The 13,534-nt window shown below is 59.7% G+C and carries 13 protein-coding genes; 6 read left to right on the forward strand and 7 right to left on the reverse strand.

The features are described 5' to 3' along the window. Nucleotides 1-97: 97 nt before the first annotated feature. The 4 genes from FHT78_RS10850 (at nt 98) to FHT78_RS10865 (ending at nt 5,325) form a co-directional block, all read left to right on the forward strand. Nucleotides 98-1,288, forward strand: coding sequence for an MFS transporter (locus tag FHT78_RS10850; protein WP_183743312.1), 1,191 nt, complete (start codon nt 98-100; stop codon nt 1,286-1,288). Between the two features lie 257 nt (nt 1,289-1,545). Continuing rightward, a complete protein-coding gene (locus tag FHT78_RS10855) occupies nt 1,546-2,691 on the forward strand; it encodes a Xaa-Pro peptidase family protein (RefSeq protein WP_183743314.1) in 1,146 nt (381 codons plus the stop codon). A gap of 226 nt (nt 2,692-2,917) precedes the next feature. After that, nucleotides 2,918-4,096 (forward strand): alpha-D-ribose 1-methylphosphonate 5-triphosphate diphosphatase, encoded by a 1,179-nt coding sequence (locus FHT78_RS10860; protein WP_183743316.1) that lies wholly within the window; start codon nt 2,918-2,920, stop codon nt 4,094-4,096. Between the two features lie 269 nt (nt 4,097-4,365). Continuing rightward, complete coding sequence (locus FHT78_RS10865) at nt 4,366-5,325, forward strand: trypsin-like peptidase domain-containing protein (RefSeq protein WP_183743318.1); 960 nt, start codon at nt 4,366-4,368, stop codon at nt 5,323-5,325. A 78-nt stretch (nt 5,326-5,403) separates the two neighbouring features. On the opposite strand, the gene FHT78_RS10870 is transcribed toward FHT78_RS10865, so the two are convergent. Both FHT78_RS10870 and FHT78_RS10875 read right to left on the reverse strand, forming a co-directional pair. Continuing rightward, nucleotides 5,404-6,297 carry a haloalkane dehalogenase gene (locus FHT78_RS10870; RefSeq protein WP_183743320.1) on the reverse strand — a complete coding sequence of 298 codons (894 nt, stop codon included), beginning with the start codon at nt 6,295-6,297 and terminating at the stop codon, nt 5,404-5,406. Continuing rightward, the gene (locus FHT78_RS10875; RefSeq protein WP_183743322.1) at nt 6,287-6,886 is read right to left on the reverse strand and encodes a TetR/AcrR family transcriptional regulator; all 600 of its coding nucleotides are present in this window, start codon (nt 6,884-6,886) and stop codon (nt 6,287-6,289) included. Before FHT78_RS10875 ends, FHT78_RS10870 begins: the two co-directional genes overlap by 11 nt. A gap of 80 nt (nt 6,887-6,966) precedes the next feature. Here FHT78_RS10875 and FHT78_RS10880 point away from each other — a divergent pair, with 80 nt between their 5' ends. Beyond that, entirely contained in the window at nt 6,967-7,122 is a 156-nt protein-coding gene (locus FHT78_RS10880; RefSeq protein ID WP_183743324.1) for a hypothetical protein, read from the forward strand. A gap of 104 nt (nt 7,123-7,226) precedes the next feature. Here the strand turns inward: FHT78_RS10880 and FHT78_RS10885 are convergent, their stop codons facing one another. The 5 genes from FHT78_RS10885 to FHT78_RS10905 form a co-directional block, all read right to left on the reverse strand. Next, nucleotides 7,227-7,643, reverse strand: a complete 417-nt coding sequence (locus tag FHT78_RS10885; RefSeq protein ID WP_113320380.1) for an organic hydroperoxide resistance protein — start codon at nt 7,641-7,643, stop codon at nt 7,227-7,229. A 159-nt stretch (nt 7,644-7,802) separates the two neighbouring features. After that, nucleotides 7,803-9,128, reverse strand: a complete 1,326-nt coding sequence (locus FHT78_RS10890) for a HAMP domain-containing sensor histidine kinase (RefSeq protein WP_183743326.1) — start codon at nt 9,126-9,128, stop codon at nt 7,803-7,805. After that, entirely contained in the window at nt 9,125-9,865 is a 741-nt protein-coding gene (locus tag FHT78_RS10895) for a response regulator (RefSeq protein WP_183743328.1), read from the reverse strand. The genes FHT78_RS10890 and FHT78_RS10895 overlap by 4 nt, the downstream gene beginning before the upstream one ends. A 134-nt stretch (nt 9,866-9,999) precedes the next feature. Beyond that, nucleotides 10,000-11,040 (reverse strand): alpha/beta hydrolase, encoded by a 1,041-nt coding sequence (locus FHT78_RS10900; protein ID WP_183743330.1) that lies wholly within the window; start codon nt 11,038-11,040, stop codon nt 10,000-10,002. Nucleotides 11,041-11,177: 137 nt separating this feature from the next. Continuing rightward, entirely contained in the window at nt 11,178-11,546 is a 369-nt protein-coding gene (locus FHT78_RS10905) for a DUF488 family protein (RefSeq protein ID WP_183743332.1), read from the reverse strand. A 206-nt stretch (nt 11,547-11,752) separates the two neighbouring features. On the opposite strand from FHT78_RS10905, the gene FHT78_RS10910 reads away from it, so the two are divergent. Further along, nucleotides 11,753-13,528, forward strand: a complete 1,776-nt coding sequence (locus FHT78_RS10910) for a cytochrome c biogenesis protein DipZ (RefSeq protein WP_183743522.1) — start codon at nt 11,753-11,755, stop codon at nt 13,526-13,528. Nucleotides 13,529-13,534: the final 6 nt, after the last annotated feature.

Consider the following 13,534-nt stretch of genomic DNA (forward strand, 5'->3'; position numbering starts at 1 on the left):
CAAGATATATCTCAAAAATGCCACTCGAAATTGTCTTTTTCGCCGTCGTTGCGATTAAGGTCCAACTCCCGAACCGATCACATCCTGGAGCGATCGAATGCACGTCCAGCCGCAACATCGGATCTATGTCTGCTTCTTTCTCTTCGCGATCTCGATGGGAGCGCTGCTCTCGCGCTTGCCTGACCTTCAGGATGCCTTGGGCGTCAACAAGTCCGAACTCGGCCTCACGCTGATCGGCGCGGCGATCGGCGCGCTGATTTCCCTGACATTCGCGTCACCGCTCATTGCCCGCGTCGGCGCACGCAGGACGGCGTTTCTGACGGTGCTCGGCACGTCTGCGCTGCTGGCGACGATCCCCTGGACCAATACCGCCTGGCTCGTCTTCTTCATTCTGCTCTGCGAAGGGTTGCTCGCCGGAGCGCTGGAGATCAATCTGAATGTGGAGATCGATCGGATCGAAGCCCGGCTCGGCCGCGGCGTGATGAACAGAGCGCACGGCTTCTGGAGCCTTGGATTCTTCCTGACCGCTCTCGTCGGTTCTGCCCTCCGTCAGGCGGGCGTTCCGATGCATCTGCATCTCGCGCTGACATTCACTTTCGTTTTGATCGTCGGCATTGTCGTCATCTCCGGCATTGAGAATGCACCGGCCCGTGCTGGGGTCAAACATGTGGAAGGTGCAAGCATAGCGTTGCCGACATGGGGGCTTATGCCCCTTTGCATTATCGGTATTGCCGCCTTCCTGGTGGAAGGCGCCGGCATCGACTGGTCGGCTATCTATATGCGCGACGCCTTCACAGTCGAGCCCTTTATCGGTGGTCTCGGGCTCACGCTGTTCACTTTCTTTATGGCCGCAGCCCGACTGTTCGTCGACCCGCTTGTCGACCGGTTTGGTGCTCGCGCCGTTGCGACCTTTCTCCTGGTTCTCTCGGTAGGGGGCGTCTGCGCCGTCTGGCTTGCGCCGCACCCCTATGTCGCACTCTTCGGTTTCGCCCTGATGGGCGCCGGTTGTAGCGCAGTCTATCCCCTTGCCGTTTCCGCAGCGGCACAGCGGACCGACCGCCCGGCCCATCTCAATGTCGCGGCCCTCGGACAAATGTCCTTCGTCGTGTTCTTCCTGGCGCCGCCATTGCTTGGCTTCGTCGCCGAACATGCCGGCATCAGGATCTCGTTCCTTGTCTGCCTGCCGGTTATCATCGCGGCTCTGTGTCTGACGAGAGCGCTGAAGCCGCGCGGAATTGACAACAAGGCGAGAATCGAGAGCGAAGCCAATCAAGCAGCGCGTGTGTGATCGGCTATGGCTGGCCAAGCTCGGGCTTGGTCAGGCCGGCCAGAAGAATGGCGAAGGGCGAGCGTACAGGGCAACCTCTGGATGCCTGCCTCCACCTTTTCGCCTTTCGACACATCGTGGACATGGACACCGGGGATCGTTTATTCGCTGACGAGCACGAGGCAAATCCTGTGGAATGTTTGTCGACACAGTGCCCGCAACCGTCCTATGCTGGAATCAATCATCTAATTTCGGCAAAAAAATAACGGATATATAGCGTGTCTCTCCCAGCTTGGTCCCACTCCGTCGCAGCCATTGCAGATGAGGAACGAAACAGTCGGCTGTCTCGCTTGCGCGAGCGCATGGAAGCGCATGGCATTGCCGCCACGCTGCTTGGCCCAACCGAGAGTCTACGCTATTTCACCGGACTCGCCTGGCACCTGAGCGAGCGGCTGCTCGGCGCGGTCGTGACGGACGACAAGCTCACGTACATCGTACCCGGTTTTGAGCGCAGCCGCGTCGAGACGCTGCCACATCTGCCCGGTGAGATCGCCGTCTGGGAAGAAGAAGAAAGCCCTGCCGCATTGGTATCGCGGCTCGTCGGCCCGTCCGGCAAGCTCGCGCTCGACGATGCGTTACCGCTCGCCTTCTACCACGCCTTTACGAAAGAGATGGGGGCGACCCGCCTTGCCGATGCAGGGCCTGCCATCCATGCACTACGCGCCATCAAATCGCCGGCGGAAATTGCCCTCATCCGGTATGCGATGGGCATCACGCTGGATATTCACCACAAGGTCCGCAACATCCTTGCCCCCGGCACAGCAGCCTCGGATGTGGTCCGTTTCATCGACCAGCAGCATCGTTTGGCCGGCGCCGATGGCGGCTCGACCTTCTGTATCGTCTCCTTCGGTGAAGCGACTGCACTGCCACATGGGGCGGACGGCGAACAGATCCTGCAGGCGGGTGACGTCATTCTCGTCGATACGGGCTGCCGGATCGATGGCTATCATTCCGACCTGACACGCACCTATATGCTGGACGAGGGCAATAACGCGTTCGAACGCGCCTGGGCGATCGAACGCGAGGGCCAGGAGGCCGTTTTCGATGCGGCAAAACTCGGTGCGGCCTGCGAAAGCCTTGATGCCGCTGCCCGAAACACTTTCGCGCGCCACGGCCTCGGTCCGGACTACCGCCTGCCTGGCTTGCCGCATCGCGCCGGTCACGGTCTCGGCCTCGAAATCCATGAAGCGCCTTATATCGTCCGAGGCAACAAAACTCCGCTGGCCCCAGGAATGTGCTTTTCGAACGAGCCGATGATCGTCTTTCCGGGGGAATTTGGTGTCCGCCTGGAAGACCATGTGCATATGACCGAGAACGGTCCCTGCTGGTTTACGACGCCGGCTGCAAATCCTTACGCAGTCTGAGTTCCATTCCGAAGACATGCGTAGCCTGGTCACAGATGCTGCCACGTGCCGCTGCATCAAGCTGAGCCGAGGTCCGCGACAACAGCCCGCAGAAGGCGCACGTCGGCGACCACGGAAGGACCACTTTGCGGATCAAAGATCTTGCTGACATGTTTCGTCATCACAGCAGCGTAACAGGCTAGGCCGTCGCATCGGCAGATCAGACAGATCCAGGATGGAGCAAAGAATGTGGCTGAGTGATTTCGAAGTCGTGCTGCGTGATAGGGTAATACCTCGGGGCGCAGTCAGGATCGAAGACGGCATGATCGCAGAAATCAGGGAAGAACCTGCGGCTTCCGCTGATGTCAACGGCGACGGCAGGCTGCTGCTTCCCGGGTTCGTCGACATGCATGGAGACATGATCGAGCGCGAGATCGAACCGCGTCTGAGTGTGCGCTTTCCTTTGGAACTTGGCATCTTCGAACTGGACAAGAAACTTGCCGGCAATGGCATCACCACCGCCTTTGCCGCGCTGTCCTTCCACGCCAGCAACGGCCATGGCCAAATACGCTCGGAAGAACACTCGCGTTCGATTATCCAGACCCTGATTCAGCTCCGAAAAAATGACTTACTTGTCGACCACCGGGTCCATGCACGCTTCGAAATCACCTTCACCCATGCCCGCGCCGTCATCGAGGACCTGCTGCGGGCCGGAGCGCTCGACCTCGTTTCACTGATGGACCATACGCCGGGCCAGGGCCAGTATCGCGATATCGAACGCCATATCGAAACGATCGCGCGCAATAACAGGATCACCCTTGAACAGGCCGCCCAGCGTGTTCAGCAACGCATGGAAAATCGTGCCCAGAACAATGACGCGGTTGACAATCTCCAGTGCATAGCCGCGACGGCGCGCGAGCACGGCGTCATCATCGCCTCCCATGACGATGACAGCGCCGAGAAGGTGATGGTCGTCGAGGGATTGGGTGCATGCATCAGCGAGTTTCCAGTCACCATGGCAGCGGCCCAGGAAGCTCGCAAACTCGGACTGGCAACAGCCATGGGGGCGCCGAACGCGCTTCGCGGCTTGTCCTACTCGGGCAATCTTTCTGCCCGCGAGGCCTATGAACACGGCGTTCTCGACATTCTGGCAAGCGATTATCATCCCGCCAGCATGTTGCCAGCCGCCATCGCGCTTGCGAAAGCCGGAGCAGGTGGGCTGTCGGCATCTGTGGCGCTCGTCAGCGCCAACCCGGCGTCCGCGCTGGGGCTCACAGATCGCGGCGCGATCGAAGTTGGCCTACGCGCCGATCTAGTTGTAGCTGAGGGAGGTCATCTGCCACGGCTGAGAGCAACCTTCAGCCGCGGAAAACTGGTTTACTCGGATGGAACAGTCCCGGGACTATCAACACCATCCGCGATCTGACACTGAAGACGGCCATTGCGTTTCGCGGGATATTGCGACGCGGTCGTCGACTTCCACTCGCCTCTTGGCACTAAAACGCTCATCCTGCCCCGCTGCTCTGCAAGACAGCAACCTCGCACATTGCGGCTTCGGGCATCACGTCTCTTGAAAGACGCCGCTACAAGTCTCACCTGATATCTCCATTGTTCACCTGTCGAACGACAGCCCTTTGCCTCCAGCAGTCGCTGCCGGTCCTCAACGTCGACGTCTCGCGTGTCGGAGGAGATTTCATGGGATTCATTGATCGTGACATTCAGCCGTCGTCAGACGCCGGGCTGCTGGATGCCTATTCCGAAACGGTGTCGAATACCGTCGATATGGTCGGCCCGGCAGTTAGCCGCATCGAGCGCATCGGCGGCCGGGCGGGACATGGTTCCGGCTTTGCCATTTCGCCCGACGGTCTCATCGTCACCAACAATCACGTCGTCGGCGATGCAAAGGCCGTCACCATCAAGACGCCCGATGGTGCGGTCGTGGAGGGACGGGTTCTCGGCCGTGACGAAGACACCGACCTTGCCCTGATCCGAGCCAACGACTGGTCCGGCGCCTGGGCGCAGCTTGCCGACTCGAAGAAGCTGAAGCGCGGGCATATCGCCGTTGCCATCGGCAATCCGCTTGGCTTTGAATGGACCGTCACAGCCGGCGTCGTTTCCGCTCTCGGCCGCTCGATGCGCGCTGCGAGCGGTCGTCTGATGGAAGATATCATCCAGACTGACGCAGCGCTCAATCCCGGCAATTCAGGCGGTCCACTGGTCTCTTCGACGGGTGAGGTCATCGGCGTCAACACGGCCGTCATCCAGGGCGCGCAGAGCATTGCTTTTGCGGTTGCCTCGAATACAGCCAAACATGTCGTGTCCGAAATCCTGCGCTTCGGGGAGGTCCGCCGCGGATATATCGGTATCGCCGCCGATACGGTCGATCTGCATCGGCGTATTGCGCTTGAGGCCGGCGTTCCGCAACGGACGACTGTCCGCCTGCGCCGCGTCGAAGACGGCGGCCCTGCCGCCAGAGCCGGCCTTCGTGAAGGCGACTATCTGCTTGCAATCGCCGGCCATCCCGTATCGGGGATAGACGACGTCGTCCGGCTGTTGGATGGGTCGACGATCGATGCCGACGTCGATGTGCTGATTTTCTCTATCGCAGGGCGGATTGAACAACGCACTGTTCGTCCTGCAAAAAGAATACACTAGCATCTGCAGCAGCTGCGCGGAAAAGAGAACGAAGTCGATGCTCGCCTTCGTTCTCCAGTGTGGCAATCGCTCGGCTGGCTATCCGACGAGGTTCTGCGCCTCGGTCTCAGCGATGAACTCGGCAACTGTCTCGCCGATGATTTCGGGGTGATCCTCCTGCAGGTAGTGCAGGCCTTTTCCCAGCTTGATCAGCCGGCAATTGCGCAGACGTCTTGCGAAATCCTCGGCAACAGTCAGCGGAATGAGCGCACCGGGATCGCCGGCGAAGAGAAGCTTCGGATAGTTCGATACCGCCAGAGCCTCATGTGCCTTTTCCATGGTCGCATAGACATCCGCCGGCTCACCCGCAATCGGCAATTCGTTCGGAAATCGCCAGGTCGGCCGGCGCGAGGCCGATGTCGGGAATGGCGCTCGATAGACGGCCATCTCCTCATCGCTGAGTTGACGATGCGTCGCCCCCGGCAATACGCCTTCAACGAAGATATTGTCCTGGAGGATGAGCGCCTCCCCCTCTCCCGGGGTGCGGAACTTGCGAAAAATCTCACGCTCGGTGCTGTTCTGCAGAAATGCGTCCCAGGTTGGGATCGGCCTGATGAACTCCATGAAGGCCAAACCCCGGACGAAGTCGGGACGGCGGGCAGCAAGATGGAACGCCAGCCCGCTGCCCCAATCCTGGGCAACGAGATAGGCCGACTTGATGCCCATCTTCGCTATGAAGGCGTCGAGGTAGCGCACATGGTCTTCGAAGCGATAGGCAATGTCGGGCTTGCCCGATTGTCCGAAGCCGATCAGATCAGGGGCGATGCAATGGGCGGCATCTGCGACATGCGGAATGATGTTGCGCCAGATATAGGACGACGTGGGATTGCCATGCAGAAGGAGGGCGACAGGGCCGTCCGTTCTGCCGGCCTCCCGATAGGCCATTTCGGAATCGAGCACCGGCACGCGCGGCAGACTGATATCATGTCTCATGGGTGTGATCCTTGAACACTGTGGCAAAAACGATCCTCTTGAACCGCTCCAGGGGTTGGGCATCCCGCGAGACTTTCATGCGCAGGATCGCACCTTCCCATGAAGCAAGGAGGAATTCGGCCAGATCTTCCGGCCCGATTGCATTATCGATCTCCCATGAGGCCTGTCCTTCGGCAATGCAAGCCGTAAATGGCGCACTCCATTCGCCAAAAATTTCCGCGAGCCGCGTGCGCAGCATCTCGCTCTGCGGGGCCGCCTCAAGGCTGAGATCGCCTATGAGGCAGCCGCGGCTGAAACCGTCAGCAGCCAGACGGCCGGTGATGATATCGAGGTATTTCTCGATGCGCTGGCGTGGCCTCAGCGCCTTATCCCCCAGCGCCGTCTCGATAGCGCTCTGAAGATCCTGAAAGTAGAGGTCCAGCACTTCCTTCGTGAATTCCTCTTTAGAACGGAAGTGGTTGGTGAACGAGCCTTGGGGCACGCCTGCTTCGGCGACGATGTCGCGGACGCCCGCGCCAATGTACCCCTTGCGGAACATGACCTTGCGGCCTGCCTCGAGAATTGTGTTTCGATGTGAGTGCTTTGCCATAGGAGTTATAATATGGACGACCGTATTAAAATCAAGGACGAAATTGCGGCCGCCGCTCAGCGGGCGTCGGACCGAAAAACATGCATAAAAATAAAGGCACCCGCCTGCCGGCCGGTGCCTTCATTATTGCCTTCCGCGATATCGGACTGAGACCAGCCTATAGGGAACTCGACATTCCCGAGGTCGCAGCAAGCAGACCAAGCAGTGGCGACGGCTCGTCAGATAACACGTCATAAACACAGGGTGCTGCAAAAACCGCGGCTCCCAGAATGAAGATAATGATCCTTTTCATCGAGCCTCCGTGGACGCAGCCAAATGCATCCAAGCCACACCGGAATGTTTAGACGAGATTGAGCTCGACATTGATGTTGCCGCGCGTCGCCTTCGAATAAGGGCAGGTCTGGTGGGCTTCCTCGATCAACGTGCGGGCGACTTCAGGCTCCAGACCCGGCAGGCTGATGTTTAGCCGTGCCTGCAGGAAATAGGCATCGCCCGTCATGCCGAGATCGACTTCAGCGTCAACCGCGGTATCGGCGGGAAGCCTCAGCTTGCGCTTGCCGGCGGCAAGACCCATCGCACCGATGAAGCAGGCAGACCAGCCGGCTGCGAAGAGCTGTTCAGGATTGGTGCCGGCATGGGCGCTGCCCGGAGGCGAAAGCTTCACATCGAGCTGTGCATCGCTGCTGCGGGCGGCACCGTCGCGACCGCCGGTGGTGTGGGTCTTGCCGGTATAGAGAACCTTTTCAATCGTCGTCATGAGAGCACTCCTTGATTTCGCGTCGCTGTCTGCGACATCTGGTAACGGAGTGGTTTTGACCGTTTGACGTATCCTGTATGTTTCCAAAATCGGCCGAACTGTATCAAAGCGTAGCGCCGGTCTATCTGGACATTTTCGCATACAAATGCAGCCAAAAATTCAGTTGGCGCGGATCGTCACTTCGGCCGCGAGACCACCGCCCTCGCGGTTATAGAGCCGCACCGAGCCGCCGATGGCGGCTGCCAATTGCTGGGCAATGGCAAGGCCAAGGCCTGTGCCGCCAGTCTCACGGTTGCGCGACTGTTCCAGCCGGAAGAAGGGTTGCATGGCGGCTTCGAGCATGGCGTCCGGAATGCCGGGGCCGCGGTCCATTACGGTGATAACGATCGCCTCTTCACCTTTTCGCTCAACGCTGATTTCGGCTGCGCCTGCAAATTTCAGGGCGTTGTCAATGAAGTTCGTGAGAACGCGACGAAGCGCATGCGGTTTTGTCGATGCAACGCCCTGTACGAGGCCGACGACACTGACGGCCTTCTGCATGTCTTGATAGTCATAGGCGATGCTGTCGATGAAGGAAGACAGGTCGATACGGGAAAACTTCTCGCCATTGCCATGCGCACTCCGGGCATAGGCGATCCCATCCTGGACCAACCGCTCAATCTCACCGAGATCGCGCACCAGCTTGTCCTTTTCAGGGGTATCGTCGGCCATGTCGGCGCGCAGCCGCATGCGAGTGATCGGCGTCTGCAGGTCGTGGGAGATTGCAGCCAGAATCTGAACCCGCTCTTCGAGATAGTGAGCGATCCGCTCCCGCATGGCGTTGAAGGCGCGCGCGGCATGGGCAACCTCACTCGGTCCGCGTTCGCTAAGCGGCGCTTCTTTCTTTGTCGGATCAAGCGCGTCGGCGGCCGCCGCAAGCGCCCCGAGCGGGCGGATCGCCTGGCGCACGGCAAACCAGGTACAAAGCACCAGGAGCGCCATCTGGACTGCGAGCACATAGGGCAGCCATGCCGCAATGGGCATGGGCGGGCGCGGCGTGATGTCGATCGTCAAGGGACTTCCGTCACTCAGAGTCAGATGCGCCTGCAACCGCGTAACATCGCCCGGAATGGATTCCATGCGGATCGGATAGGTGCCGCCGACTGCTTCTTCGATCCTGCCGCCAATTTCCCTGCCCTTGCTGGAGTTATCGGGCACGCCCGGCAGACCCGGCCCAAGTTCGAAGCGATAATTGCCGCGGCTGAGACGATCGAGCAGGTCGCCGCGCTGATCCGCCGGCAGGCGGTCGAGCACCGCAATCGAGGTTGCAACGTCACTTTCCAGCGTACCGAGCATGACGGCCTTGGCCGACATGGAACGTTCGATGAAGAGCACCGTAAATGACAAACCGTAGGCAATCGCCAACCCGAAAAGCAGGATAAGGAAAAGCCGAGCCTTTAGCGAGCTCGGCCAAAATCCGGAGCGAAGGGCACCGCTCGCACTCATGATCTGGCCTCTTCAATCTCCACCGGAACGGAAAAGACGTAACCTTCGCTGCGCACCGTCTTGATATAGGTCGGCTCGCGTGCGTCGTCGCCCAATCGCTGACGCACGCGGCTGACCAGAAGGTCGATCGAGCGGTCGAAGAGTTCCGCATCGCGGCCCTGCGTCAGGTTCAGGAGCTGATCGCGGTTGAGCACCCGCTGCGGATGGTCGATAAAGACGCGCAGCAGCCGATATTCGGCACCGCTCAGCGCAATCTCGGTTCCCTGCCTGTCGAGAAGATGCCGGCCGACCGTATCGAGACGCCAGTCGCCGAAGCGAAGCCATTGTCCTGCCTCCGAAATCTGCAGGTTTGGCGGCAAGGAGCGGGTGCGCCGCAAGACGGCCTTGATGCGTGCCAGCAATTCGCGTGCGGCAAAGGGTTTCGGCAGATAGTCGTCGGCGCCCATCTCCAGCCCGATGATGCGATCCATCTCGTCGCTGCGGGCCGTCAGCATCAGAATCGGCGTTGCCTTGTGCTTGCCGGCACGCAGCTCACGACAGAGCACGAGCCCGTCATCGCCTGGCATCATGATATCGAGCACGATGAGATCGACCGTATTGCCTTCGAGAAAGCTGCGCATTTGGCGGCCATCGGCGGCGACTGACGTGCGAAGCCCGTTCTTCTTCAGATAGCTTGAAACCAGCTCGCGGATTTCACGATCGTCATCGACGATCAGGATATGGTCGACGTGCTCCATGTCGGACTTTCGGATCCTCTGCTTGTTGGCGCTGCAGAATCGTTATCTCAGATGCAGACTCGTTGCTTACTGTTTTGACTCTGAATTGGCTGCCGCGAAACATGGAATTCCGTTCGCGGCAGCCGAGGCAGGGTTTAGAAGCGATCAACATCCAGAATGGCCTGGGCAAAGGCCTGCGGTGCTTCTTGCGGCAGGTTATGGCCGATACCGCCAGTGATGTTGCGATGCTCATACCTGCCGGTGAATTTCTTTGCATAAGCCGAAGGCTCCGGATGCGGCGCGCCATTGGCGTCGCCTTCCATTGTGATGGTCGGTACGGTGATAACAGGAAAGGCAGCGAGCTTCTTTTCCAACGCGTCATATTTCTTTTCGCCGTTGGCAAGGCCAAGCCGCCAGCGGTAATTGTGGATGGTGATCGCGACATGGTCGGAGTTTTCGAATGCCTTGGCGGTGCGGTCGAAAGTTGCGTCATCAAATTTCCACTGCGGCGAAGCGAGCTTCCAAATCAGCTTTGCGAAATCATGCCGGTTGGCCTCATATCCCTCGCGGCCGCGTTCGGTGGCGAAGTAGAATTGATACCACCAGGACAGCTCGGCCTGCGGCGGAAGCGGCTTCTTATTCGCCTCCTGACTGCCGATCAGATAGCCACTGACCGAGACCAAGCCCTTGCAGCGCTCCGGCCAGACAGCGGCCAGGATGTCCGCGGTGCGGCCGCCCCAATCGTAACCGCCGATCACGGCGCGCTCGATGTCAAGCGCATCCATGAAGGCAATGATATCAGTGGCGATGGCAGCCTGTTGACCGTTGCGCGGTGTCTTTGCGGAGAGGAATTCGGTTGTGCCATAGCCGCGCAGATAGGGGATCAGTACCCGATAGCCGGCATCGGCGAGCGCAGGCGCTACATCGACATAGCTGTAGATATCGTAGGGCCATCCATGGAGCAGCAGCACAACCGGGCCATTTGCCGGACCGGCTTCAGCGTACCCGACATTCAGTACGCCAGCCTTGATCTGCTTCAGCGCTGCAAAGGACGTATTCGAGCCTGGCTTGACGGCCCGCGCGGTCACCTGTGACTGGGCGCTGGCGGCGCCGGTCAGGCCGAATTCGACGGCCGCCATGGTCATGGCCGCAACACCGAAAAAACGACGACGCTGAAGATTGATTTCGTTGGACATTGGTTCTCTCCGTTTCGAGTGGGTGGCAGGGAGAAAACAGCCGGCATGTATCCCCGATGTTTCGCGCATCCGCTTTTATTGCATGCGGATGTAGCATCCGGCCTTCCGGATACATTCGGATACAATTGGCTGCCTTCTTAATCGGAAATTCGCTGGATGAGGACATCGCGGAGCACCACGGCGTTGTTGCGCTCGTCATCACGGGCCGCGTAAAGCAGGGTGACGGTGCCTTTCTTTGTGAAATCGAGCACCTGATTTATCTCTTCTTCTTTCTGCTGAAGCTCGGCCCTGTAGCGCTTGCAGAACTCCTCCCAGCGCCCCGGTTCATGATTGAACCAGTGGCGCAATTCAGTGCTCGGCGCGACATCCTTTAACCAGGCATCGAAGGCGGCGCGCTCCTTGCTCAGGCCACGCGGCCAGATTCGATCGACCAGCAGCCGGATACCATCCGTATCTGCCTTGGCTGCATAGGCGCGCTTCAGCTTTATGGCTTCCGCTTTGACCATTTTGACGTCCTCCGTGCCTGATCGACGCCAGGTAAGGCGGCGATGGAGTGAAGATAGCGCAGCCGCAAGGAAGGCGCTTCCTACACTTCGGTACATATTGCCGCGAACCCGGACACATAGGAGATACATGGCCTCAACAGATTAGCGTCGTTGCTGGCCGAGCCGCATCGCCGTCCAGAACCCAACAGGTTTCAGAGGAAACGATGATGACGCTTCTTATCATTGCCTATCTCGGAGGGGCGCTGACTATTTTCAGTCCCTGCATCCTTCCAATCCTCCCCTTCGTCTTCGCCCGCGCCGGACAGCCATTCGTGCGCTGCACGCTGCCAATGCTGGTCGGTATGGCCGCCACATTCGCGTTGGTGGCCACACTTGCCGCCATTGGCGGGAGTTGGGCGATCAATGCCAATGAGTATGGCCGCCTTGCTGCGCTGACCCTGCTTGCCGTCTTCGGCGTCAGCCTGATTTCGCCGCGTATCGCAAGCTTCATTACCCAGCCAGTCGTCAAGTTCGGCAATCGGCTGCTGAACACCTCCGGCAAGAGTGGTTCCGCGCCGACTGCGGCCAGCGCGCTCATTCTCGGCGTCGCGACCGGCCTGCTTTGGGCACCCTGCGCCGGGCCAATCCTCGGTCTCGTACTGACCGGCGCCGCACTCCAGGGCGCCAACCTGCAGACGACGTTGCTGCTGCTTGCCTACGCCGCTGGCGCCGCCACTTCTCTGGCTATTGCACTCTCAGTCGGCGGCAAGATCTTTGCCGGCATGAAGAAGTCGCTTGGCGTCAGCGAGCGCATTCGTCAGGGCCTCGGCGCTGCCGTACTTGCAGGCGTCGCTGTCATTGCACTCGGTCTCGACACTGGCCTGCTTTCGCAGCTTTCCTATGCCAGCACCGCATCCTTCGAGCAGGCCGTTCTCGAGAGGGTGAATGTGAAGCCCACTGATGGAGGACCGTCCGAAGTCGCGAGCAACGACAAGACGATCGGTCTTGCCGATGCGAAGAAACCTTTCCATAGCGATCTGCCGGTCGAAGGCCGTGCGCCCTCACTGGACGGTGCCGTCGAATGGCTGAATTCGCCGCCGCTGACAATGGAACAACTCCGCGGCAAGGTCGTGCTCGTCGATTTCTGGACCTATTCCTGCATCAACTGCATCCGCACTATCCCCTATGTCCGCGCCTGGGCTGAAAAATACAAAGAACAGGGCCTTGTTGTGATCGGCGTGCATGCCCCGGAATTTGCCTTCGAAAAGAAGATCGACAATGTCAAAAAGGCCATAGGCGACTTCAACATCGGCTATCCGGTCGCAATCGACAACAACTACAAGATATGGCGCGCCTTCGATAACAGCTACTGGCCGGCTCATTATCTGATCGATGCAAAGAGCCAGATCCGCGAACATCACTTCGGCGAAGGCAACTACCGACAGACCGAGCAGGCGATCCAGGATCTGTTGCGCGAAGCCGGCAGCGAGATGGCGACAAGCGCACCGGTCGTGCCGGATGCGAAAGGTGCCGAGATGAGCCCGGACCTGAAGGACATCGGCTCCGGCGAGACCTATATCGGCTATCAGCAGGCCACTGGCTTTGCCTCCAATGAGAGCACGGGCGCCGATGCTACCAGGGACTATTCGGTCAAGCAGCCAGGTCTCAACCGGTGGGGTCTTTCGGGCAAATGGACTGTCGGCGCCGAAGAGGCAACGCTGGATCAGGCAGGCGGCGGTATCGCCTACCGCTTCAGCGCCCGCGATCTGCATCTCGTTCTTGGCCCAAGTGCTGACGGCAAACCGGTTCGCTTCCAGGTGACGATCGACGGCAAGGCGCCGGGTGCCGACCATGGCAGCGATATCGATGCCGATGGAAACGGCACGGTGACCTCGACCAAGCTCTACCAGCTCGTGCGCCAGTCCGGCGCGGTGGAAGCACGCAACTTCGAGATCCATTTCCTCGATCCCGGCGTTCAGGCCTACGCCTTCACTTTCGGCTGAACATTC

The organism is Rhizobium sp. BK196 (genome assembly GCF_014193255.1).
Classification (GTDB): Bacteria; Pseudomonadota; Alphaproteobacteria; order Rhizobiales; family Rhizobiaceae; genus Rhizobium.

Excerpts from the sequence above, each read along its gene's own strand:
- FHT78_RS10905 (WP_183743332.1), bottom strand. The coding sequence starts at position 11,546 with ATGGTCAAAGCGGAAGCCATAAAGCTGAAGCGCGCCTATGCAGCCAAG.
- FHT78_RS10860 (WP_183743316.1), top strand. The coding sequence starts at position 2,918 with ATGTGGCTGAGTGATTTCGAAGTCGTGCTGCGTGATAGGGTAATACCT.
- FHT78_RS10870 (WP_183743320.1), bottom strand. The coding sequence starts at position 6,297 with ATGAGACATGATATCAGTCTGCCGCGCGTGCCGGTGCTCGATTCCGAA.
- FHT78_RS10885 (WP_113320380.1), bottom strand. The coding sequence starts at position 7,643 with ATGACGACGATTGAAAAGGTTCTCTATACCGGCAAGACCCACACCACC.
- FHT78_RS10895 (WP_183743328.1), bottom strand. The coding sequence starts at position 9,865 with ATGGAGCACGTCGACCATATCCTGATCGTCGATGACGATCGTGAAATC.
- FHT78_RS10875 (WP_183743322.1), bottom strand. The coding sequence starts at position 6,886 with ATGGCAAAGCACTCACATCGAAACACAATTCTCGAGGCAGGCCGCAAG.
- FHT78_RS10850 (WP_183743312.1), top strand. The coding sequence starts at position 98 with ATGCACGTCCAGCCGCAACATCGGATCTATGTCTGCTTCTTTCTCTTC.
- FHT78_RS10910 (WP_183743522.1), top strand. The coding sequence starts at position 11,753 with ATGACGCTTCTTATCATTGCCTATCTCGGAGGGGCGCTGACTATTTTC.
- FHT78_RS10880 (WP_183743324.1), top strand. The coding sequence starts at position 6,967 with ATGCATAAAAATAAAGGCACCCGCCTGCCGGCCGGTGCCTTCATTATT.
- FHT78_RS10900 (WP_183743330.1), bottom strand. The coding sequence starts at position 11,040 with ATGTCCAACGAAATCAATCTTCAGCGTCGTCGTTTTTTCGGTGTTGCG.
- FHT78_RS10865 (WP_183743318.1), top strand. The coding sequence starts at position 4,366 with ATGGGATTCATTGATCGTGACATTCAGCCGTCGTCAGACGCCGGGCTG.
- FHT78_RS10890 (WP_183743326.1), bottom strand. The coding sequence starts at position 9,128 with ATGAGTGCGAGCGGTGCCCTTCGCTCCGGATTTTGGCCGAGCTCGCTA.